Source organism: Hymenobacter properus (assembly GCF_015694735.1).
In the GTDB taxonomy this organism is placed as follows: Bacteria; Bacteroidota; Bacteroidia; order Cytophagales; family Hymenobacteraceae; genus Hymenobacter; species Hymenobacter properus.
In genome coordinates, this window is the sequence record NZ_JADQDP010000002.1 from 66,400 (window position 1) to 88,361 (window position 21,962).

Consider the following 21,962-nt stretch of genomic DNA (forward strand, 5'->3'; position numbering starts at 1 on the left):
AGCTCCTACCCCAGCTTCACCCGCGGGTCGAGCAGGGCATAAAGCACGTCCACGGCAATGTTAATCACCACAAACAGAGCGGCTACAAACAGCGTGGCGCCCATCACCACTGGGAAATCGAGGTTCTCGACGGCGCGCAGCGTCACGGTGCCCAGGCCTTTCCAGTTGAAGATGTATTCGATGAAAAACGCGCCGGCCATGAGCGAGGCCAGCCAGCCCGAAACGGCCGTCACCACGGGGTTCAGGGCGTTGCGCAGGGCGTGGTGCAGCACGGTGGCGGCCCGGCTCAGGCCCTTGGCGCGGGCCGTGCGGATGTAGTCCTGACTCAGCACGTCGAGCATGCTGGAGCGGGTGAGCTGTGTGATGATGGCCAGCGGCCGGATGCCCAGCGCCACGGCCGGCAGCAGTAAGTTGCGCAGCACCAAATGACGCTCGCCCGTGAATGGGTCCGTCTCATACAACTGCCCCGTTAGGCTCAGGCCCGTCCAGTGGCTCCAGTAAAAGCCGAAAGTGACGGCGATGAGGATGGCCGCTACAAACGAAGGCACCGAAATGCCCAGCACCGAGGTGCTAACAAGCACCCTGTCGAGCCACGACTGAGGCCGCAGCGCTGCCGCCACGCCAAACGCCACCCCGCCCACGCTGGCAATGAGCATGGCCGCCAGCGCCAGCCACAGCGTGCCGGGGAAATAATCGAGCAGAATGCGCAGCACGTCCTTATTGCTTTGAAAGGAGCGGCGCAGGTAAGGCGTTTTCAGCACCAGCGCTTTGCTGCCCACCGGCAGCACCGCCACGCCGCCGTAGCGGGCGCGCCCAGCCGAGTCGGCGGGGTGCAGGCCCAGGGGCGATACGTCGTTGAGGTAGCCCAGCAGGCGGGCGGGCAGGGGTTGGTCTAGGCCGAGGTCGGCGGTGATGGCGGCCTTGGTGGCCAGGTCGGTGCGCTGGCCGGCCAGCAGGGCAGCCGGGTCGCCGGGCAGCACGTTGAAGAGCACAAACACCGTGCAGGCCACGCCCACCAGCACGAGCAGGCCCTGGCCCAGGCGACGGAGAATGAAGGCGAGCATGGGAGGTGATTAAAAGAGAAAGAAACGAAAACCCAAAGAACGGTCATGCCGAGCGCAGCCGAGGCATCTCGCGTGCGCAATGCAATCCAATCGGGCTTACGATTTTGATTACTTCGGCACGCGAGATGCCTCGGCTGCGCTCGGCATGACGTCCAGTCATCAATCCTTACTCCTTCAGCACCTTCTCCACCTCCCACAGGGCGGGCAGGTCGTGGTAGTGGTACTTGGCTTTCACCACGCCGTTGTGCAGCACCATGAGGCCGGGGTTGGAGCGAATCATGGATTTGAGCACGGTGGCGTCGGCGAAATAGTAGGGGCCGGCCAGGTTCACGTCGTGGCGGAAGGAATCGAACTTGGCGGCGCTGGTGCTGGTGATGGTGAGGGCCGTGATGCCGCGGCGCGACTTAGCGGCGCCCTCCATCAGCGCGTTGATGGCGGCGAACCGGTCGCGGTCCGTCTTGTTGGTGTTCTGCACGATGAGCACCAGCTTGCTGCCTTTCAGCAATTCCTGAGTGTAGGAGTTGCCGTCCGCATCCGATACTTCGAAGTCGGTGATGACCGGCGTGGATTCTTTGGGGTTCAGCGACGTCATGGCCTGGTACTTCCAGGTGGTGTCGGTGGGGTAGGTGTCAAATTCCTTGGTTTCGCCGTTGCGCGTCATGGTGTAGCGGTAGCGGGCGGGCTCGGCGGGCTTCATCAGCTTGCCGATGTCGTTGCCTACTTTATAAGGCAGGAAGTCGAAATAGGGCAGGTGGCCCAGCGCCCGCACCCCAATGCCGATGGCAATGGCCGAGGCAAACGTCATCACCATGATGCCGAACGTGCCCTGCACAAACGAATGGCGCAGAAACCGCTGGTGCGTGAACACCACACCCCACAGCACCAGCAAGAACATGTCTTTGGCAAACGAAGTCCAGGGCGTGAGCTTGATGAAGTCGCCAAAGCAGCCGCAGTCCGTCACCTTGTTGAAGGCAGCTGAGTAGAACGTGAGGAAGCCGAAGAACACCAGCAGGCCCAGCAGCACCCACAGCGTGATTTTGAGGTGCCAGCGCAGCAGCAGGGCCACGCCCAGAATCACTTCCAGGGAGCTGAGGAAGATGGACAGCGTGCGCGAAATGTTTTTGAACCACAGGAAGAAGCCCTCGAGCGGCGGCACCGCCACGGCGAATACCTCGAAGTATTCTTCCAGCTTGTAGGCCGTGCCCACGGGGTCGTTCAGCTTAACGAGGCCAGAGAAGATGAAGATGGCGCCCAACACAAACCAGCACACGCGGGTGACGGTGCGCAACAGGTGAGGGGCCGGAGCAACGGCGGGAGCAGAACTAGTAGTTGACATAAGACAAAGTAAGCCGGTGGCAAACGCGCGGGCAACGCGCAATGTTTGGGATAAAGGTCGGGCCGGAAGTTGGAAATCGTGCGTGGCCGGCATTGGCTCAGCTTTGGCTTCCGATGAAATAAAAGGGACGCCCACGGTTGCGGGTAGGAATTGTCATTCGCGCTAATAGACCCGCCTTTCTCGTTTAGCAAACGGTCGGGCTGGTTATAGTAGGCACGCTCTCGATATTTACCTCATGCTCGGATTAGCATACTGGCTGCTCTTGCTCTTCTATGGGCTCTTCGTGCTTGGCGTCCTGGCGGCGAGCGGCTATTTCGTGTACTATGTGTATGGCATGATTCGCGACTACCTGCGCTTTCGCCGCAACCGGCAGCGGTAGTTGTAGCCGCAAAACTGGCAGCGTTGGAAACGCAAGGCCCAACTCACTGAAAAAAGCCCTTCTGGCTATTTAGACGTCTTTGCTCGCACTTGGAGCGAGCGAATGGCTTCCTGCAAGAGGCGCGCGGTGTCGGCAGAAGTTGACAGCGGCTCGTAGGCCCGGAGCAGTTCCGCCAGCAGCGGGCGGTAGGCCGGCACCAGGCGGCCCGTGTGCCGGGCGGTGTCCTGGCTCAGCTCCAGGTATTGAGCTATTTGTTCGGGAGGGGGCAGCCGGTGGGTTTGCTGCAAGCGGGCCTTTTCCTGCGCGAGCCAATAGGGCAGGGGATGGTAGATTTTGTCGTCGAATTCCCCGCCGAGGTATTCCGCCTCGATTTGCCGGGCGGGCAGGGCATTCAATTCTTCGTCCAGATATTCAGTCCACGTGCGGTGGCGCAGGTCGTAGGGGTTGTAGAAAAAATCGTCCTCGGTCACCTTCAATGGTTTCTTGGCGCGATGCGCCCCGCTGTCCAGCTGGTCTTCCACGCCCACAGTCGGCAACTGAAACAAGGAGCCATCGGGCGCAACCGACGCGTGGTACAGCGTCCAGTAGGCGTTTGTCTCCAGCACCTGGTACCAGCCGCGGCGCCCCCGCAGGGCCAGTCGGGTCCAGGCCGTCTGGGGCGCAGGCTGTTCACTGGTGACGAAGGTGGCCACCGGCTGGCTGCATTCCAGTTCCAGGGTGTCGTTGAGCCGTAGCCGTTGCGTTGCGGGAAGGCTGGTGCTTCCAGTAACGGGCACCGCAGTGGGCACTTCCCGCCGGCTTGAGTCGGCCGCCACCGGTGCTGCGGACGCTACCGTATTGGGCGGGTCCGATTGGCAAGCTCCCAGGAGCAGAACTACCGAAGCAGCACCAAGCTTGAGCGAGAAACGCATGGAACGATGAGGCAGAATAATGGGGCTCGGACGAAACAGGCGCTCCGGTAGGCACCGATAGATTAAGCGCAAGGCGGTTCGAAAAATTGGCCCAGATGCGAAAAGAGTGCCGCTAGCGCGGCAGAAAGCCCTTTAAGGCTTTACCGTATAGGGCAAATTAAACTGCCCATTGGTAATGTTCCGGCTGTCACAGCCCAGGGTATAGGTGCCTTGGAAGGTGCCACTGACGGTGTGGTTGGCAACGTCTACGGCCTGGATTACCAGCTTGAAATCGACGGGAGAAGTCGTGCCGGAATAAAACTGATACAATTGAGTGCCAAAAGTCGTCGACCGGCACCGCGTGGAATAATTCGTCAGCGATACCGTGTACGCACTGCCGGCCGACCTGGCGCTGGTTGGGTCGCCACCGTAGGTGCGCGGCGTTTCGACGCCCTGGCGGTCGGCGAACGAGAGGGCAATTTGGTGGTTGTTGTCCGAGGTGGCGGCCTGGATGGTCATTTGCTTTTGCCCCTGCGCATTGGTTTCCAGCACGGCCGTGGCCGTGGACGAAGCAAACGTGACTGCCTGGCCATTGTCGGACAGCTGAATGGTGTTCGCCGGAATGGACGGGCCCGCATCCGATTTTTTCGAGCAACTGACTGAAATAAAACCAACCGCAGCCAGAAAAAAGTACTTGTGATACATGGTAAAAGGCGTGTAGAAGTATAACGCTTGCCTCAGTTTGACGTGACAGCCCCGGACGGTGGGCCTCAGTAATTTACTTGTTTCCTTGCGCGGCATACTCACTCTTGAGGGTTGAGCAACCATTATTTCGTTTAGTGCGGCGTTCTGTGTTTTAGGCAAACGGCCCGTTGCATTGCTTGCGCTCCGCCTCCTTACTTCTCCCCGCGCAAAATCAGGGCAAACACCGCGTAGTTCAGCATGTCGCGGTAGCTGCCTTCCACGCTTTCGCTCACCAGGGCCGCGCCGCCGATGTCTTCGAGCTGCTTCACGCGGTGCAGCTTCATCAGTATCAGGTCGGTGATGCTCGACACGCGCATCTGGCGCCAGGCCTCCCCGTAATCGTGGTTTTTGGCCAGCAGCAGGCGGCGGTTTTCGGCCGCTTCGTGGTCGTAGGCTTGGGCCACGGCGTCGGGGGCCATGTCCAGCGGCGTGTCCTGGGGCAGGTGCAGCTGCATCAGTGCAATGAGGCAGTAGTTGATGATGGCCACGAATTCCTCGTTCACGTCGTCGGCCACCAACTGCACACCGGTTTCCTGAATGGTCCGGATGCGGTTGGCCTTGATGAAAATCTGGTCTGTGACCGAGGGAAGGCGCAAAATGCGCCAGGCCGTGCCGTAGTCGTGGGTTTTGGCCAGAAACAGGGTGCGGCAGCGGGCCAGCAGCAGGTCGTAGTGTTCGGGGGTGTTCAAGTGATGGATGCGTGGGTTGGTGGGGTGGTGGATGGGGCTCGCCGTCGCAAGTTCGGGCGGTTGGATGGATATTGGGCTTTTCGCTGCCTGTTGGTCCGGTTATATGCTCTCCACTCATCCACCCCTCCACCAACCCACCACCCTGCTCAGCCCCCACGGGCGCCTGCTAAGCCTGCAGCGCCCGCAGGTGATGGGCATTCTCAACCTCACGCCCGATTCTTTCTTCGCCGGCAGCCGCGTGGCTTCCGAAAAAGACCTGCTCACCCGCGCCGAAGCCATGCTGCAAGCCGGCGCCGCCGTGCTCGACCTCGGTGCCTACAGCACCCGCCCCGGCGCCGAAGACATTTCGGCCGACGAAGAAACCCACCGCCTGATGCCCGCCATCAAGGCCCTGCGCCGCGCGTTTCCCGAGGCCTTTCTCTCGGCCGACACATTTCGGGCCAGCGTGGCCGAAGCGGCCGTGCACGCCGGCGCCGACCTGGTGAACGACGTGGGCGGCGGCACACTCGATGCCGAAATGTTTGCCACCGTGGGCCGCCTGCGCGTGCCCTACGTGCTGATGCATCTGCGCGGCACCCCCCAAACCATGGCCAAGCTGACGCACTACGAAGACGACTTGGTGCTCACGCTGCTGCGCTACTTCCGCGACCGTTTGGCTGCCCTACGCCAGGCCGGCGCCGTGGATGTGCTGCTTGACCCCGGCTTCGGCTTCGCCAAAACTGCCGCCCAGAGTCACGAGCTGCTGCGCCGCCTGTCCGAGCTGCGGGCGCTGGGCCTGCCGCTGCTGGCGGCCCTTTCGCGCAAACGCATGGTGTACGGCCCGCTGGGCCTTGGGCCCGAAGCCGCCCTCAACGGCACCACGGCCCTGCACATGGTGGGCCTGCAGGGCGGCGCCCGCCTCCTGCGGGCCCACGACGTGGCCGAAGCCCGGCAAACCATAGAATTATTTGCGCATACCTTTCCAAACGCCAAATAAAGGCCGTAATTTGAAGGACGAAGCCTCGGCCGTGCAACGACTGGGTCTAATTGTTGTCATCCAATGTGGTGTTTGTCATCCTGAGCAAAGCGAAGGACCTTTTCACGTCAGAGTAAGTGATTGCTGTAAGCCGTTCATCGGTGAGAAGGTCCTTCGCTTTGCTCAGGATGACAGCCGACTTTTCTCTCCTCATCCACACCGCCCATGACCGGCCCGTTCCCCATCAATTTCCTGCACTTCGGCTGGATTGACGCGGCCGACGTGTTGCTGGTGACGGTGCTGCTCTACCAGCTCTACAAGCTGCTGCGCGGCTCAGTGGCCCTGAACGTGGCCCTGGGGCTGGTGTCATTCTACCTGCTCTACCTGCTGGTGAAAGCCACGGGCATGGAGCTGCTCACCAAGATTTTGGGCCAGTTTATGAGCGTGGGGGTGCTGGCCAGCATCATCCTGTTTCAGCAGGAAATCCGGCGGTTTTTGCTGAACGTGGGCAAGGCCACGGCCTTGGAGCGGGTGCGCGGCTGGAGCTGGGGCCGCCCCGCCGAAGCCGCGCCGCTGGCCGCGGGCCCCTTCGTGGAAGCCGCCAAAAGCCTGTCGAACAAATACACCGGTGCCCTCATCTGCTTCGCTCAGGCTTCGGACCTGACGAGCTTCGCCGAATCGGGCGACCGCCTCGACGCCGAAATCAGCAAGCGCCTGCTGCTCTCCATTTTCAACAAAACCTCGCCCCTGCACGACGGCGCCGTCATCATTGCCGGGGGGCGCATTCAGGCCGCCCGCTGCATCCTGCCGGTGAGCGAAAACCCCGACGTGCCCGCCTCGCTGGGCCTGCGCCACCGCGCCGCCATCGGCCTGAGCGAAATCACCGACGCCGTAGTGCTGGTGGTGAGCGAAGAAACCGGCGCCATGAGCCTGGTGCGCCACGGCCAGGTGCACCGCAACCTGGCCACCGCCGAGCTGCGCGCCCGCCTCAACGAGTGGCTGCTGAGCACCGCCGGCAGCCCGGCCGCCGCAGCCCCCCTAAAATCGGAAGCCGCGGCGTAGGCAAGGGCATTTGCCCGGCTTGAGCTTACATTTTTGGAGACTGAGGGCGAAAATGTGGCCGCCACATTTGAAATTGAGTTTAGGAAATTGACATTTGGCCATGCTTTTAATAATCAGCTAATTGCTGGTTTGCTAAAAGGTTTTTATGGCTGTGCTTAGCCACGGGGCGATTAGGTTTCTGGTCGTTTTGGTTTTACTTTTCTGGGAATGTTTGTTCAAACGGACCGTAGGTTGTAGGCTTTGCAAGCAGCCTCTCCTTGCTCTCTCGTCCTGACGGTTTCGCATTGGGCTTACCTAGGCCTTTGATTTCTACCACCCGTAGTTTTTTGTTTTCACGCATTTTTCCCTTCCCACCCACTCCGTATCCGTTCACTTTTACCTTCATTTTTCATGCGCAAAACTTTACTTCACGAGCCGCAGTCTTCGCGGCTCGGCATCCTCGCGTCGGGCAAGCGGCTGGCGAGGCTACTGGGCGTGGGCGCCCTGCTGCTCGGCAGCGCCGGTGCCCAGGCTCAAACGGCCACAACCGTTTTTAGCGAAACGTTTGAAGGCGCTACCAATTCCTTCACCATCGTCAACGGCTCGCAGGTGAACCAGTGGTACGTGGGCACGGTTGGCGGCAACGGCCCCACCACCCCCGGCACCAAATCGGCCTATATCTCGAACGATGCTGGTGCGAGCAATGCCTACACCATCACCACGACGGCCGTGGCCCACATGTACCGGGACGTGACTTTCCCCGCCGGCCAAAGCGTGGTTGACCTCGGTTTCGATTGGAAAGCCGGTGGCGAAAGCATCTACGACTACATCCAGGTGTTTTTGGTGCCCACCACGGTAACGCCCGTGGCCGGCACGCAGCTGGTGAACGGTACGTCCGGAGCCGTGCAGATTGGCGGCAACATTAACCTGCAGACTGCTTTTGGCCGCACTACCCTCCAGCTGCCGGGCAACGTGGCCGGCACCACCCAGCGCCTGGTGATTACCTGGCGCAATGACGCATCGGGTGGCGTGCAGCCACCGGCAGTTATCGACAACATCTCGTCGTCGGCGGCCACAGCCAACCCCATCAGCGGTGCCTACACCATCAACAGCGCGCAGCCTACGGCTGGCACCAACTTCACCAGCTTCACCGATGCCGCTACGCGCCTGAACCGCGACGGCGTGAACGGACCGCTGACGCTGACGGTACTGGGCGGCCCGTACACGGAGCAGTTCATGCTGAACGCCGTGTCGGGCACCAGCGCCACCAACACCATTGTGGTGAACGGCGGCGGGCGCACCATTCAGTTTGCTTCCACCAACAGCAACCAGCGGGCGGTGGTGCAGCTCAACGGCACCGACTACACCACCATCAACAACCTGGTGATTGACCCGACCGGGGGCACCGGCGCGTCGCCCGCGGCCACCTACGGCTACGGCGTGCTGCTGACCAACGTGGCCGACAACGACCGCATCACCAACTGCACCATCAACAACGACCTGAGCAGCACGAGCAGCAACTTCATCGGTATTGCCGTGAGCGGTTCGCTGACCAGCGGCACCACGAGTGGCAACTCGGCCAACAACCTGACGCTGGAAGGCAACACGGTGAACGGCGGCTACTACGGCGTAACGCTCTACGGCAACAGCACCACGGCTTTCAACACCGGCAACGTGCTGCGCAACAACAACATTCGCGACTTCTACCTGTACGGCGTGTACGTGGGCTACCAGGATGGTGCCCAGTTCATCGGCAACGACTTGAGCCGACTGGTGCGCACCAACGGCAGCACTTTCTACGGCTTCTACAGCTTCTCCTCGCGCGGGCTGGCCTTCGAGAAAAACCGCCTGCACGACCCCTTCACCGCCAACCCGACTTCGACCAGCACGCTCTACGGCATTTACCTGGCCAACGGCACGACGCCCACGGCCACCACGACCAACGACGTGGTGAACAACGTGCTCTACAACCTCAACGGCAACGGCTCGCAGTACGTCATCTACAACTCGGGCTCGGCTTACAGCCGGATTTACAACAACAGCATCAGCAGCGACGACCAAACGGGTTCTACGAGCACCACCTACGGCATCTACAGCTCGGGCACGAGTGCTGACATCAAAAACAACGTGGTGAGCATCACGCGTGCGGGCTCCGGTACTAAGTACGGCCTGTACTACACCGTGAGCGGCACGACCAGCAACTACAACGACATCTTCGTGCCCAACGGCAACGTGGGCTACTACAACGCCGCCTTCGCCACGCTGGCTAGCTGGCAGGCCGCCAACGGCAACGCTTTCGACCAGAACAGCGTGTCGACCGACCCGGTGTTTACCAGCGCCAGCAACCTCACGCCGGGCAACGTGCTGCTCAACAACTCGGGCACGCCCCTGGCGCGCGTAACCGACGACATCGTTGGCACTGCCCGTGGCGCGGCCCCCGACATGGGTGCTTATGAGTTTACGCCCGTAGCAATAGACGTGGCCGCGGCCAGCCTGCTCACGCCCGCTGCCAACACCACGTGCTACAGCCCCACCGAAGCCGTGAGCGTGCTGATTCGCAACAACGGCAGCGCCGCCCTCAACTTCGCCAACAACGCCGCTACCGTTACCGTGGTGGTGACGCCTCCCACGGGCCCGGCCCAGACGTTCACGACGACCATCAACACCGGCACGCTGGCCACCGGCGCCACCCAGACCGTGACCCTGCCCGGCACGTTGAACATGTCGGCCGTGGGTGCTTACTCCTTCGCCGTCACGGCCACCGTGACCGGCGACCTCAACACCGCCAACAACACCCTGGCCACGGTGACCCGCACGGCGGTGGCCCCGGTGGCAGGCACGCTCTCGCCGGCCACCAGCAACATCTGCTTCAGCGGCACGGCTTCGCTGAGCCTCGCCGGCTCGGCCAACGGCAACATCCAGCTGCAAAGCAGCAGCAGCGCTACTGGTCCCTTCACCGACGTAGCCGGTGCCACCTCGGCCACCTACACCACGCCGGTGCTCAACAGCACCACCTACTACCGCTACCAGGTGACCTGCAACACCAACGTGGTGTACAGCAACGTGTCGGCCATCACGGTGAACGCGCCCGCCATCACGGCCGCACCCTCGCCGCTGAGCGTGTGCGCCGGCGGCACGGCTTCGCTCTCGGCCACGGTGCCCACGGGCATCAACGTGCGCTACTACACGGCGGCCACCGGCGGTACGCTGGTCGGCACGGGCAACCCGTTCGTGACGCCGGCCCTCACGGCCAACACCACCTACTACGCCGAAGCTTTCTCGGGCGGGCAGGAAAACGTGGGCAAGGCTTCGACCACGGGCGCTGACGGTACCAACACCATCGGCGGCCTGTACTTCACCACGACCGGCGCCACCACCATTACCAGCGTAACGGTGTACCGCGCCGCCAACGCCGCCGCTGGCACCGCGACCATCCACCTGCTCAACGGCAGCACCACCAGCACCACCAACCCGGTGGCCACGGTGACGGTGCCCGTGCCGGCCAACACAACGGGTGCTATCGCGCCCGCAGTGCTCACGCTCAACTTTGCCGTACCCGCGGCGGGCAACTACACGCTGTACCTGAGCGCAGCCACGCCGAGCCTGATGCGCGACTACTCGACCAGCGCTGGCATTTCCTTCCCGTACGTATCGCCCAGCGGCACCGTGCGCATCACCGACGGCACCCTGGCCGGCTACTATTACTTCTTCTACAACTGGCAGATTGGGTCGGAGTGTGTGAGCACCAACGCGCGCACGCCGATTCAGGTGAACGTGACGCCGGGCCTGGTGGCCACGCTGGGCACAGCTTCGGCCACGAGCTGCGGCCGCACGCCCTACACGCTGAACGGCGCCATTGGCGGCACGGCCACGGGCGGCACCTACACCAGCTCGGGCACGGGCACCTTCTCGCCCAACGCCACCACGCTCAACGCCACCTACACGCCCTCGGCCGCCGACGTGGCCGCCGGCACCGTGACGCTGACGCTGACCCCCACCGGCCCCTCGGCCGCCTGCACCCAGACGGCGCAAACCGTTCTCTCGCTCTCCACGCCGCCCAACGCTTCGTTTAGCTACCCAGCCGGTACTTACTGCACCAACTCGCCCGTGACGGTAACGCCCGTGCTGGCACCAGGCGCTGTGGCCGGCACGTTCTCGACCACGGGCATCGGCCTGCGCATCGACCCGGTGACGGGTGTCATCACCCTGGCTAACACGAACATCGACGGCACCTTCACCATCACCAACACGGTGGCGGCCACGGGCGCCTGCAGCGGCTCGACGGCCGCGTCGGCCACCACGACGTTCACGGTCATCTTCGGCATCGGCCAGCCCACGCTCACGGCCACGCCGCAAGCGGGCGGCGCCGTGGTGCTGAGCACGCCGGCCACGGCGGGCGTGACCTACCAGTTCTACCGCTCGACGGGCGGCGGGGCGCCTGTAGCCGTGGGCACGCCCACCGCCACGGGCACGCTGCAGCTCACCGCCGGCGCGCAAAGCGGTTCCTACACGGTCGTGGCCATCTCGGCCAACGGCTGTACCTCCATCCCCTCGGCGGCGGTGACGGCTACGGTGCTGGGCACGCAAACGGCTTCGCTCAACGGCGTGAGCCTGCGCGTGTTCCCCAACCCGACGGCCGACGGCCAGCTGAGCGTGGAGCTGAGCGGCATCAACGCCAAGGCTTCGCAGCTGACGGTGCTGAATGCGCTGGGCCAGGTGGTGCACACCGGCACGGTAGCTGTTGGCACGGCACAGCTCCAGCTCAGCCAACTGGCTTCGGGCGTCTACACCTTCCGGGTGCAGACCGAGCAAGGCGTGCTGACGCAGCGCGTGGTACGCCAGTAGCGTAGCACTTCGCTTCATCAAAAAGCCCCGCTGGCATTGCCAGCGGGGCTTTTTTTGTGGGCATACGGCTGTAAGCGATACCACAAACGTCTTTTCAAATAGGAATATGTTTACATAAGTTATCAAAATAATTTATAGATATTATTGACATTATTAACTATTATGAAGAGATTGCCGAGGCTTGTCAGCTAACGCATTTTATCTACCACTTTACTCTTCTACTACTATGGGTCGAAATATCTACCAGTTGTTCATATACCTTTTGCTGGGGCCGTTCGTTAGTTATGGACAAAGTGCCGTGCAAACGGCGGCTAAGCTGCACCAGCTACACCAGCGCATAATCGCTGCAAAACCACCGTTTAATAAAGAGGCCGCAGCTGATACGGTATTGGAGTGCAGCCGGCAGTTTTTTCAGTTGCTGGCAACTGCCAAAGGCAAGTTGGCGAATGGTGATAAGCTTACAGTGGCAGAGGTACACAATGCATACCAAGACAATCCTTTCCTGAAGAGCACAGTAGAGGAAGTTTATCGTCGATTCACCGAAGCGACCATTGTAAAAAGCGACCAGCAAGCCGACTTGGAAGTCGGAATAACCCAAAAAAAAGTAGCAGCGGTGTTGGCTCAGGATAAATTGCTGAGCAACATCGCACAATTATTGGCGGCTCAACTGGTAGCGGACACGAGCAGGAATAACCGAACGGACTCCAACCGGTCAGATTTGCTGAAGAGGCTTTATCAGCATGCAACGGGCCAACCGTTGCCATCCGCATTCAAGGATAGTATCCAACTAATTCAAAGCGAATTAGTTGGTGCTGTGCATCAGAAGCTAAACACTTTTTATGCTGATTATACCAATATACGTGCTACGACAGAAGTGACCAGCGCAGCCAGTGGCTCCCTGCGAACGGCCTTGTGGAACTACCTGCGATTGTCTGCGCCCGCGGACAAGACCGGCAATGCTAATAAGGAGCGTCTACAACAGGCATACGCGGCCATGCGGCAACGCTATGCCGAACTGTCGGCTGCGCAGAACCAACGAAGGACCTCGGCAGTGGCGTTGAGTGAGGCACACCGCATCAGGCAGGATTTGGAAAGTGCGGCACTGCTTCCTTCTCTAAGCTTGGCTCCCGGCTTGAGCCTGCCAACTGCCGCGACCGTGCTGGCTGGTGGGGGTAAAGCCGCCCCGCCAGCTACGAGTGCTGAGGGGGCCATCATCGACGGAACGGCCCGCTTCCTAGCCGACCGCCTGAAGCAGGAATTGAATGCCACGTTTTTTCAGCACTTCGCCACGCTGCTACACGATTCTGCCTATGTGGAGTTGCAATGGCTGTTTCCAAGCACGGCGCGCCTGCTTAGCAGCGGTGCGGCCGATTACAGTACCGTGGTACAAACCTTGCGCGGTACTTTCGAGCGCGACTTGCGTGAACTGCTTTTCAACTATGGTACCCTGCTTGAAAACCAGCAGTTTTATACCCGGCGCTTGAACTTGGGACCGGAGGCGGAACGCCTACTTCATTTCACTTATGCTAGTTCGCGGGCCCTTTACTATCTCACGCACGGTGCGCACCCCGCCGACCTGCTCAACCGGCTGCAACAAGACCTGACGCGCAATGGCTTGCTAGCCAACAACGCCCCACTGGCCCAAACCCTGACCTTGACCAATGCCCTGTCGGAGGCCCTGCTCGATGGCAATGTTTTGGACCAGCACTGGTTGCCCACGCAACAGGTAGAAGCGTTGTTGCGCACCCCGGCCACGCGCGAACTGCTGCTGGGGGTATTGCTGGAGCGCATCAAGCAAACGCAACAGCTGGCTAATGTGGCCAAGTGGCTGCTTAAACCAACTGTTTTCAGGCCTTTGGTATTTGACTTTGTGGTGCTGAGCGGACAGCTCGAAAGCCAGGCTCAGCTCTTACGCGAACGGGCAAAACAGGCGCCCTTGCGCGCGGCTGACTTTGCGCCCTTGTGCCAAACCATGCTTAGCAGCTTGGAATGGGCCACGCAACGCAGCAATGCTTTGCTGGTGCAGGCAAACGACCCGGGGCGCATGAGTGACCCGCAGCTACAAGCCCGTCTCGCCTTGTACCGCAGCATCGGCGATGCGCTGCTGCAGGGCTTTGTGGCTGCCGACGGCGGGGATTACGGCGTGGCCCTTTCCAACTTACTCGATGTGGTGCTGCTTTCGTTGGGCCAGGAAAAGGCTCCCGCTGGGGGCGGTAATATCGGCCCGGCCCTTGACGCTGAGGCGCGGTTGCGTCAGCTGCCCCAGCCGGCCCGTACCCAACTCCTGAGCCTGCCTCAGTTGGTGCGTTACGGTTCTTTTATGGCGGCTGTGGCACAAGCCAAAAACGCCGATGACGTGAAAAGCGCTTTGGAAGCGGCTGCGCTGCCAGTGGGCAGCTCCAGCATTAAGCGGCTTAGCTTTAGTAGTTTTTCAATTAACGCTTTTACGGGCGTCACCACCGGCGCCGAATACGCTTACCTGACGCAGGCGCAACGGGTGGCCGGCCTGCCCGACGTAAACTATTGGCGCTACAACCTGGGGCCCACCGCACCCATCGGCCTCTCGTGGGCCTGGGGCCTGCGGGGCGCGGCCCTGCCTGTGCGGCGACGGGCGTTGCTGACTCCCACCTCTTGGTTGCTGCCCGCCACCCGCCAGCGCCAGCGCGCGGCCCGCAACCGCCGTCTCGACCAAGCTTATCGTTATTACGACATTGATGGGGAAGAGCGTTACTTGCGCGGCGCGGCAGTGGGCGTGTTCGTTTCGGTTATCGACCTGGGGGTGCCGGTGCTGCTGCGGTTCAACGACCCTCACGCTGCTCCCTTGCCCTCCAATATTGGTTTCCGGCAGGTGCTGGCCCCTGGCTTGTTTGGTTTTTACCACATGCGTGGCACGCCACTGAGTTTGTTTGCCGGAGCCCAGTTTACGCCCCAGTTGCGCGAACTTCGCCAGCTCACGCCGGATTCGGCGCGGGGCAATCGGAGCTTTAACAACCTCGATGCCCGCAATTCCATCCGGCTCAATGTAGGTATCACCGTCGACATTCCTTTGTTTCAACTTTACACCCGCAATGCGCCACGCACCCTCAGCCCCCGGCGGGCCGATGTGGAGCGGGTGGCTAAACGCGACGCTCGGGATTTGGAATCGTTGCGTGATGCGCAATACCAGCAAGGCGAAAAACGACGCAAAGCCGCTTGGCGTGATTCTACTACCCAAGCCACCCAACGCGCACTTAATGTGCTCACATCCGACCAACTGCGGCAATTGGGCCCAGAACTGGATGCTATGCTGCGCGCGTTGGAAGTTGAGTACGATAAACCAGCCAACGCCCTTTTTCGCCAGCTCAATGCTCCTTTGCTAGATTCCATGCGGCGGAACTGGGTACCCAAAGCCAAGAAAGCGGCCGCTACGGCCGCTCAAGCCAACGGCGAACAAACACGTGTTCAAACTCAGGCGTTGAACGAGCTGGCGCGTCTGCGTGCACTGATGCTGATGGCTGAAGCCGAGGCCAGGGCCGAATGGACCAAAAATGTTCAGAAGCGGGCTGCGGAACAAAGCCGCCATGCTGCTAAAGAAGGAAAGGCGGTAAATACGGGCCAACAGCCCACCTTCGCTCCAATACGCATACCTGTCGAGCCGAAATAGGCGGCAGTGTGCCCCCTGACGTCTCGTCATGGGCTTGGTGAATTATCTATTGCGTCGGGTTAAAACGACAAATCGCTGCCCCCAAACTTCGCTTTGGTTGCCGGCGGGCTGGTTAGGAGCGGGAAGGGTTCTGTGCACTTCCTCTATCCGGCAATGTGCGCAATGGCTAAGAATGAGGCGCACTGACAGGTGCTGGCTAGATGAAATAAGCCAAGTTGCTACTACCCGAAACCAGTTTTTTACTGATAACCCATAACCCACAACTCTTATGAAACATTTCTACCTATTGGGAATGCTACTGCTTCTGGTCAGTGCGGCGCGAGCCCAGTCGGCTACTGGAGGGCTGCCTACTGGTCTGCAGCGTGGTTTTGGCGACGAAGCCGACTCAGTTGCTCGGCCCCAACAGAAATACGAGTTGCTGTTACAGAGCTTTGAGTATAACACCGTGTCGTTTACCAAAGACTCAGACGATGCGGCGTTCATGGATTTTACGGTTTCGCAGCGCTACCCGCTGCCGCTGGTAGAATGGTTGCGCCTGTTCGCAGGCCAGCCGTGGCTGCTGGGCCGGTGGTGGCCCAATGTGCGCCCGCGTTACGAAATAGATTCGGCTTGTTGCCGTCCAGCTAAGCCCAGCCGGCGCAAATATTACAGTGCCGTCCGGCTTAACTTTGCCTTCAGTGGCCGGTTTGGACAGTATATCGGGACTCGCCCGTCGAGTCCGGTAATAGGCAAGCGTTTTAACCCATATCTGTTTCTAGAATACCATTTCCGGCACCCCAGTCTGGTGCCAAGGGGGGCCAGTGTCCGCGTGGGCTACGGGCATGAGTCCAACGGGCAAGGTATTGCTGATTCGGCTGCGTTTTACGCTACCGTTGCCAATAGCCACGGAACCGAACGCGACACGCGTGATTATATTAGTCGGGGATGGGATTATTGGGGCGGCGACGTGTCATGGAACCTGTACGAAACCCCCAACCGCAAGCACGTGGTAGTGGCTGACTTAGCTGGCCGGGCTTACCTGCGTCGCGGAGCACTACAGGGCGAAAAAGAAGAATATCGACGCTGGGAACAGCCTTGGGCTGGAAGTAACCTACGCCGCAACGAGGTAAGCGGACTAGCAGCGTCGCTGGAATATGTGAGCGAATGCGAGTTTTTTAACCGGGTCCGGCTCAGCGCCGAAACCGGTATGACCCGGCCGTTTCGCTACAATTCGTGGCGGGCCTTGGTGTGCTTGCGGGTAGGACAGTTGCCGGTGTTTGCCAGTTACGCCGACGGCTATAATGGCGACTTGGCCCAGTTTGGCATCCGCAATCAGAGCGTGTCGGCGGGGCTGCTTCTAACCTCTTTCGGTTTTCCTGCCCTGCCTCACCGTCCAACCATGCGCTGACAAAACCAGCCGAAGGTCAATAAAAAATGCTCCAGCGCCTGGCTGAAGCATTTTTTATTATGATAACATCTGCTAGTAGCCGTACCGCCTCACGGCGTGTTCGTCACCACTTGGGTGCCGGTGGGCGCGTTGGCCTCGGCGGCTTTGTCCTTGAGCGTGCCCAGCTCGCGGCCTACTTTAGTGAAGGCGGCAATGGCCTTGTCGAGGTGCGCGCGGGTGTGGGCGGCCGAAAGCTGCACCCGGATGCGGGCCTTGCCCTGCGGCACCACGGGGTAGTAGAAGCCCACCACGTAGATGCCTTCATCCAGCATCTTAGCGGCAAATTCCTGGGCCAGCTTGGCATCGTAGAGCATGACGGGCACGATGGGGTGCTCGCCGGGCGTGATGTCGAAACCGGCTTCGGTCATCTTCGCGCGGAAGTACTTGGTGTTTTCTTCAAGCTGGTCGCGCAGCTTCGTGCTTTCGGTCAGCAGCTCCAGCACGCGCAGGCTGGCGCCCACAATGGCGGGGGCCAGCGTATTCGAGAAGAGGTAGGGGCGGCTGCGCTGGCGCAGCATGTCGATGATTTCCTTGCGGCCCGAGGTGAAGCCGCCCATGGCGCCGCCCAGGGCCTTACCCAGCGTGCCGGTGATGATGTCGACCCGGCCCATCACGTCGCGGTACTCGTGGGTGCCGCGGCCGGTCTTGCCCAGGAAGCCCATTGAGTGGCATTCGTCTATCATCACCAAAGCCTGGTACTTGTCGGCCAGGTCGCAGATTTTGTCGAGCTGCGCAATAGTGCCGTCCATCGAGAACGAGCCGTCCGTGACGATGATGCGGTGGCGCGTGCCCTTGGCCTGGGCGTCCTGCAGCTGCTTTTCCAGGTCGGCCATGTCGTTATGGGCGTAGCGGTAGCGCTGGGCCTTGCACAGGCGCACGCCGTCGATGATGCTGGCGTGGTTCAGGGCGTCGGAAATAATGGCGTCCTGCTCGTTGAACAGCGGCTCGAACACCCCGCCGTTGGCATCAAAAGCGGTGGCGTAGAGGATGGTGTCCTCGGTGCCCAGGAACTCGGCCAGATTCTGTTCCAGCTCTTTGTGGATATCCTGCGTGCCGCAGATGAAGCGCACCGACGACATGCCGTAGCCGTGCGTGTCGATGGCTTCTTTGGCGGCCTTGATAACCTCGGGGTGTGAGCTGAGACCCAGGTAGTTGTTAGCGCAGAAGTTCAGCACATCGCCAGCCTCGCGGGTTTCGATTTCGGCGCCCTGGGGCGAGGTGATGATGCGCTCCTTCTTGTAAAGGCCGGCGTCTTTAATTTCCTGGAGCTGCTGCTCAAGGTCGGGTTGGAGGGTGGCGTACATGGTGGTGGGATGGTGAGTATCTAGTTAGAGAAAGGGCTGAAAAACTTTTTGAATTTGAAATCAGTGGGCAGCCAAGCGAAAGAATGTTTTATGACTTCGGTTTTGACAGCAGGCAATATCGTGAGCCAATCAATGTCATCGCACAGCAGCGAGGTTACGACCAGCGTCCGGCCACTGTTCAGGTGCATAACGGTATAGCTGTAGTCAGCACTGGCCGTGCGGCTGGCTGGCGGAGTGTAGCGGGAGAGGGAGTCTATTTCCGATAGTGCAAAAGTGAGCGAAAGCTCCCGGTTAAAGTACGTCATTCGCTTTTCTGCCCGGTTGAAGCAGAAGCGCGCTCGGCCATCCCACCGCCGGTAGGTGTAGTATAAACAGATGGCTGGAAACTGGCGCCACGCAACGAGTAGTGATGCCGGTGTTGCAATCAAAGCAAACGAAGCGGCATCGTGCGCTACCGCAAATATCCACGGCCCTACCAGAAGTGTTACCCCAAATAATGTCTGGAAAAGCGTCCACCAGAAACTCATCTCGCGCCAGGACCTATGCACAAAGCAAACGACGGGCCGGTTCAACCTCTGCATGTGGAAATAAGAGTCGGCACTCAGCCCAAGAGGCAGCCCAATGACCAGCAATAAAACGAAAAGTAGCAGCCCAGTTTCTGGAGTCATGGCAGCAGCAAACTTGAGGTGAGAAGTGGCGGGCTGCTTATCGTTGGTTGCGGTTGTGTCATTACCCCTATCGGCCTGCTGGCAAACGGCTAAAAAACGCCTGCACGCCCTTGCGTCCGCTGTCCATCAGCTGCTTTTTCTGAGTATCTGAAATGCGCTTGATTTTGGGGCTGAAATTCAGGAAATCAATGCTGATGGTGCGGCGCTGGTCGGCGGGCTGCACGGGGTTGAGGTTTTCGAGGGCCACGGTGTAGAGGGCGGCCAGGTAGGAGTTGAAATCCTGAATGTCGTAGGGGGCCAGCTGCTGGCGGCCGGTGGGGGAGGTGTCAAGGGGAATCTGCTCGGCGCGGTCGAGGCGCAAACCCAGCGTTTCGGGGTTGAAAACGCGGCCGCGCACATCGGCGGGACCGGTGAAGCCGGCAGGCAGGTAGCGCGGGTAGTCAAATAAATCGACTGGGTAGTTGGCCAGCAGGCCGCCGTCGACCAACACCTGCGTGGGCTGGCCGGGCTTGGGGTCGCCGGTGATGACGTTGTTCTGGGCATCGAGCAGCACGGCCCGGAAGTAGAGCGGGATGCTCATGCTGATGCGCACGGCATCGGCCACGCGCATGGTGGGGTTGGTTTCGTAGCTGAACACCTGCACGCGCTGCTGGGTGAGGTTGGTGCCGGTGGTGTAGAGGTCGCGGAAGCGGGTGGGCTCTTTTTGCGCCAGTCCGTGCAGCTCGGCCAGGGTGAGATTGGGCTTCTGGGTTTTGCGGGCCACCAGCTCGCTGAGGTAGGTGCTGAACTCGTCGCCCCGGTACCAGCCGTACTGGGTGATGAGCCGGTGCGTGCCCCCAAAGAAGATAAACCGCCCGTCATTCAGCCGCTGCACGGGCGTGGCGTTCACCACGTCGATGATTTCCTGGGCCGAGTAGCCCACTGCCAGCAGCGCCGCCTGAATGGCTCCGGCCGAGGTGCCGCCCACCCGCCGCAGGCCAGCCAGCACCCCGCGTTGCTCCAGCTCCTGCAAGGCGCCGCCGTAGGCAATGCCGCGGATGCCGCCGCCTTCCATCACCAGGTTGCGGTAGGGCGGGGTGGGAGAAGTTTGGGCGTGCAAGGCGGTGCTGCACAGCAGCGTGCTCAAAGCAAAAAGCAGTAAAGCTAGTCGGGACGTCATTGGCCCAAAGATACCGGCACTCCCGGAGCGCTGCGGCGGAACGACAATTGGCAATGAGCCGAAACGGCGTAGAGACACAGCATTTCGCGTCTCGTCATTAAACAAAATCGTTGTTGCGGCGCCATGCGACGAGCCGCAAAAAGTGGCGCCTCCGCTCTTGCGGTGGATGCGCTTGCTAGTGAATTCAATCCAATTGCTACTGCGCCTGCTCCTGTTCCTTGGCAAAGTCGCGCAGCAACAGGGCCACTTCGGGGCAAGGCTCGGCGGTGAGGCCCACGGCGGCGGGCTTGGGCAGGCACCGGGCCACTTTTTCCAGAAAGGCCGCGTCGACGGACGCATAAGCCATGGGCCAGCGGCCGAAGGAGCGTAACTCAACGGGGCCGTAAGAGAGCGTGGTCACGTCGTAGTGCCGCGCGTCGTCGTTGATGCGGGCATACAAGTCGCTCAAGGCCGGCTCAGGGCCTTCGAGCAGCTGCAAAAACTGCCCTTTGGCATAGAGCAGCATGCCAGTGATGCGGGCCTGCTGGTTGTAGAGGCGGGCCTTGCGTACCAGTGCACCAAGAGTGACTTCGTGCACAGCACGGGAAGCCTCGCTGCGGTATACCAGCGAGAAGAGGGGAGAAGATTCAGGCATAGGACCGGGCGCCCTGGGTGAGGCGCACAAGCAACGTGGAAGATGACAATACGTAGCAAGCCACGCTTGGGCTACATCGGGCCCGGTATCTTTGCGCCCAAACTCCCATCCCACCCCCTCATTCAACACGCTCCATGACCCCTACTTCCGGCGACCCCGCTACTTCTGTTTTACCCGGCTCGGTGCTGGTAATTGGCGCCTGCGGGCAGCTGGGCCTGGAGCTGGTGGCCGCCCTGCGCCAGCGCTACGAGCCCCACCTGGTGGTGGCCGCCGACGTGCGCCCCCCCAAGAACCCCGAAATGCTGGCCGGCGGTCCCTTCGAGCTGCTCGACGTGCTCGACCGCACCCGCCTCGATAAGCTCATCCGCCAGTACCGGCCCAAGCAGATTTACCACCTCGCCGCCCTGCTCTCGGCCACGGCCGAGAAAAACCCGCTCTTTGGCTGGCAGCTGAACATGGATGGCCTGCTCATCGTGCTGGAAGCGGCCGTGGCCCACGGCGTGGCCCAGGTGTATTGGCCTAGCTCCATTGCCGTGTTCGGGCCCGACACCCCGCGCGACCACACGCCGCAGGTCACCATCATGAACCCCAACACGGTGTACGGCATCAGCAAGCTGGCCGGCGAGCAGTGGTGCGAGTGGTACCACCGCAAGCACGGCCTGGATGTGCGCAGCCTGCGCTACCCCGGCCTCATCGGCTACAAGAGCCTGCCCGGCGGCGGCACCACCGACTACGCCGTGGACATCTACCACAAGGCCGTGGCCGGCGAAAACTACGAGTGCTTCCTCGAGGACGACACTTATCTGCCCATGATGTACATGCCCGATGCCCTCAAGGCCACGCTGGACCTCATGCACGCCCCGGCCGAGCAAATCAAAGTGCGCACCAGCTACAACCTGGGCGCCATGAGCTTCTCGCCAGCCGAAATCACGGCCAGCATTCAGAAGCACGTGCCCAACTTTGAAGTAACCTACAAGCCCGACGCCCGTCAGCAAATCGCCAACTCCTGGCCCGCCAGTATCGACGATTCCAAGGCCCGCCAGGACTGGGGCTGGCAGCCCGATTTCGACCTCGACAAGATGACGGCCGATATGCTGCTGCACCTGAAGGAAATGCAGCCGGCGTAGTTCAGGGAATAAGGAAAAAGGGATAGGGGATAAGGCCAGGCTAATGATGCAGTTGGTC

Annotated in this window: 16 protein-coding genes; 7 read left to right on the plus strand and 9 right to left on the minus strand. The window is 60.9% G+C overall.

Annotated elements, in window-relative coordinates:
- Window positions 1-5 precede the first annotated feature (5 nt).
- Together I2I01_RS06465 and I2I01_RS06470 are read right to left on the minus strand one after the other, a co-directional pair.
- Window positions 6-1,064, minus strand: a complete 1,059-nt coding sequence (locus I2I01_RS06465) for an ABC transporter permease (RefSeq protein WP_196285645.1) — start codon at window positions 1,062-1,064, stop codon at window positions 6-8.
- Window positions 1,065-1,230: 166 nt separating this feature from the next.
- On the minus strand, window positions 1,231-2,400 hold the full coding sequence (locus I2I01_RS06470; protein WP_211537853.1) for a BT_3928 family protein: 1,170 nt from the start codon (window positions 2,398-2,400) through the stop codon (window positions 1,231-1,233).
- A 235-nt stretch (window positions 2,401-2,635) separates the two neighbouring features.
- Here I2I01_RS06470 and I2I01_RS06475 point away from each other — a divergent pair, with 235 nt between their 5' ends.
- Window positions 2,636-2,779, plus strand: a complete 144-nt coding sequence (locus tag I2I01_RS06475; protein ID WP_196285646.1) for a hypothetical protein — start codon at window positions 2,636-2,638, stop codon at window positions 2,777-2,779.
- A gap of 65 nt (window positions 2,780-2,844) precedes the next feature.
- On the opposite strand, the gene I2I01_RS06480 is transcribed toward I2I01_RS06475, so the two are convergent.
- The 3 genes from I2I01_RS06480 to I2I01_RS06490 all read right to left on the minus strand — a co-directional run bounded on the left by I2I01_RS06480 (window position 2,845) and on the right by I2I01_RS06490 (window position 5,102).
- Entirely contained in the window at window positions 2,845-3,690 is an 846-nt protein-coding gene (locus tag I2I01_RS06480) for a hypothetical protein (RefSeq protein ID WP_196285647.1), read from the minus strand.
- Between the two features lie 132 nt (window positions 3,691-3,822).
- Window positions 3,823-4,470 (minus strand): hypothetical protein, encoded by a 648-nt coding sequence (locus I2I01_RS06485; RefSeq protein ID WP_196285648.1) that lies wholly within the window; start codon window positions 4,468-4,470, stop codon window positions 3,823-3,825.
- A gap of 95 nt (window positions 4,471-4,565) precedes the next feature.
- Complete coding sequence (locus I2I01_RS06490; RefSeq protein WP_196285649.1) at window positions 4,566-5,102, minus strand: DUF1599 domain-containing protein; 537 nt, start codon at window positions 5,100-5,102, stop codon at window positions 4,566-4,568.
- A 103-nt stretch (window positions 5,103-5,205) separates the two neighbouring features.
- Between I2I01_RS06490 and folP the strand changes: the two genes are divergently transcribed.
- From folP to I2I01_RS06515, 5 genes are all read left to right on the plus strand, one after another.
- On the plus strand, window positions 5,206-6,078 hold the full coding sequence (gene folP / locus I2I01_RS06495) for a dihydropteroate synthase (protein ID WP_196285650.1): 873 nt from the start codon (window positions 5,206-5,208) through the stop codon (window positions 6,076-6,078).
- A gap of 204 nt (window positions 6,079-6,282) precedes the next feature.
- A complete protein-coding gene (gene cdaA, locus I2I01_RS06500) occupies window positions 6,283-7,119 on the plus strand; it encodes a diadenylate cyclase CdaA (RefSeq protein WP_196285651.1) in 837 nt (278 codons plus the stop codon).
- 390 nt (window positions 7,120-7,509) lie between these two features.
- Window positions 7,510-11,943, plus strand: a complete 4,434-nt coding sequence (locus I2I01_RS06505; protein ID WP_196285652.1) for a beta strand repeat-containing protein — start codon at window positions 7,510-7,512, stop codon at window positions 11,941-11,943.
- A gap of 226 nt (window positions 11,944-12,169) precedes the next feature.
- On the plus strand, window positions 12,170-15,586 hold the full coding sequence (locus tag I2I01_RS06510; RefSeq protein ID WP_196285653.1) for a hypothetical protein: 3,417 nt from the start codon (window positions 12,170-12,172) through the stop codon (window positions 15,584-15,586).
- Window positions 15,587-15,854: 268 nt separating this feature from the next.
- Window positions 15,855-16,973 (plus strand): hypothetical protein, encoded by a 1,119-nt coding sequence (locus I2I01_RS06515; RefSeq protein WP_196285654.1) that lies wholly within the window; start codon window positions 15,855-15,857, stop codon window positions 16,971-16,973.
- An 89-nt stretch (window positions 16,974-17,062) separates the two neighbouring features.
- On the opposite strand, the gene kbl is transcribed toward I2I01_RS06515, so the two are convergent.
- The 4 genes from kbl to I2I01_RS06535 form a co-directional block, all read right to left on the minus strand.
- On the minus strand, window positions 17,063-18,316 hold the full coding sequence (gene kbl / locus I2I01_RS06520; protein WP_196285655.1) for a glycine C-acetyltransferase: 1,254 nt from the start codon (window positions 18,314-18,316) through the stop codon (window positions 17,063-17,065).
- Between the two features lie 20 nt (window positions 18,317-18,336).
- The gene (locus I2I01_RS06525) at window positions 18,337-18,984 is read right to left on the minus strand and encodes a hypothetical protein (RefSeq protein ID WP_196285656.1); all 648 of its coding nucleotides are present in this window, start codon (window positions 18,982-18,984) and stop codon (window positions 18,337-18,339) included.
- Window positions 18,985-19,051: 67 nt separating this feature from the next.
- A complete protein-coding gene (locus I2I01_RS06530; RefSeq protein WP_196285657.1) occupies window positions 19,052-20,110 on the minus strand; it encodes a patatin-like phospholipase family protein in 1,059 nt (352 codons plus the stop codon).
- Window positions 20,111-20,339: 229 nt separating this feature from the next.
- Window positions 20,340-20,777 (minus strand): BLUF domain-containing protein, encoded by a 438-nt coding sequence (locus I2I01_RS06535; RefSeq protein WP_196285658.1) that lies wholly within the window; start codon window positions 20,775-20,777, stop codon window positions 20,340-20,342.
- Between the two features lie 134 nt (window positions 20,778-20,911).
- Here I2I01_RS06535 and I2I01_RS06540 point away from each other — a divergent pair, with 134 nt between their 5' ends.
- Entirely contained in the window at window positions 20,912-21,904 is a 993-nt protein-coding gene (locus I2I01_RS06540) for an NAD-dependent epimerase/dehydratase family protein (RefSeq protein ID WP_196285659.1), read from the plus strand.
- The last annotated feature ends 58 nt before the right edge of the window (window positions 21,905-21,962 follow it).

What these genes read in the sequence shown, in the direction of transcription:
- I2I01_RS06480 (WP_196285647.1), bottom strand. Translation starts at nt 3,690, where the DNA reads ATGCGTTTCTCGCTCAAGCTTGGTGCTGCTTCGGTAGTTCTGCTCCTG.
- cdaA (WP_196285651.1), top strand. Translation starts at nt 6,283, where the DNA reads ATGACCGGCCCGTTCCCCATCAATTTCCTGCACTTCGGCTGGATTGAC.
- I2I01_RS06465 (WP_196285645.1), bottom strand. Translation starts at nt 1,064, where the DNA reads ATGCTCGCCTTCATTCTCCGTCGCCTGGGCCAGGGCCTGCTCGTGCTG.
- I2I01_RS06535 (WP_196285658.1), bottom strand. Translation starts at nt 20,777, where the DNA reads ATGCCTGAATCTTCTCCCCTCTTCTCGCTGGTATACCGCAGCGAGGCT.
- I2I01_RS06510 (WP_196285653.1), top strand. Translation starts at nt 12,170, where the DNA reads ATGGGTCGAAATATCTACCAGTTGTTCATATACCTTTTGCTGGGGCCG.
- I2I01_RS06475 (WP_196285646.1), top strand. Translation starts at nt 2,636, where the DNA reads ATGCTCGGATTAGCATACTGGCTGCTCTTGCTCTTCTATGGGCTCTTC.
- folP (WP_196285650.1), top strand. Translation starts at nt 5,206, where the DNA reads ATGCTCTCCACTCATCCACCCCTCCACCAACCCACCACCCTGCTCAGC.
- I2I01_RS06485 (WP_196285648.1), bottom strand. Translation starts at nt 4,470, where the DNA reads ATGCCGCGCAAGGAAACAAGTAAATTACTGAGGCCCACCGTCCGGGGC.
- I2I01_RS06515 (WP_196285654.1), top strand. Translation starts at nt 15,855, where the DNA reads ATGAAACATTTCTACCTATTGGGAATGCTACTGCTTCTGGTCAGTGCG.
- I2I01_RS06505 (WP_196285652.1), top strand. Translation starts at nt 7,510, where the DNA reads ATGCGCAAAACTTTACTTCACGAGCCGCAGTCTTCGCGGCTCGGCATC.
- I2I01_RS06525 (WP_196285656.1), bottom strand. Translation starts at nt 18,984, where the DNA reads ATGACTCCAGAAACTGGGCTGCTACTTTTCGTTTTATTGCTGGTCATT.
- I2I01_RS06470 (WP_211537853.1), bottom strand. Translation starts at nt 2,400, where the DNA reads ATGTCAACTACTAGTTCTGCTCCCGCCGTTGCTCCGGCCCCTCACCTG.
- I2I01_RS06540 (WP_196285659.1), top strand. Translation starts at nt 20,912, where the DNA reads ATGACCCCTACTTCCGGCGACCCCGCTACTTCTGTTTTACCCGGCTCG.
- kbl (WP_196285655.1), bottom strand. Translation starts at nt 18,316, where the DNA reads ATGTACGCCACCCTCCAACCCGACCTTGAGCAGCAGCTCCAGGAAATT.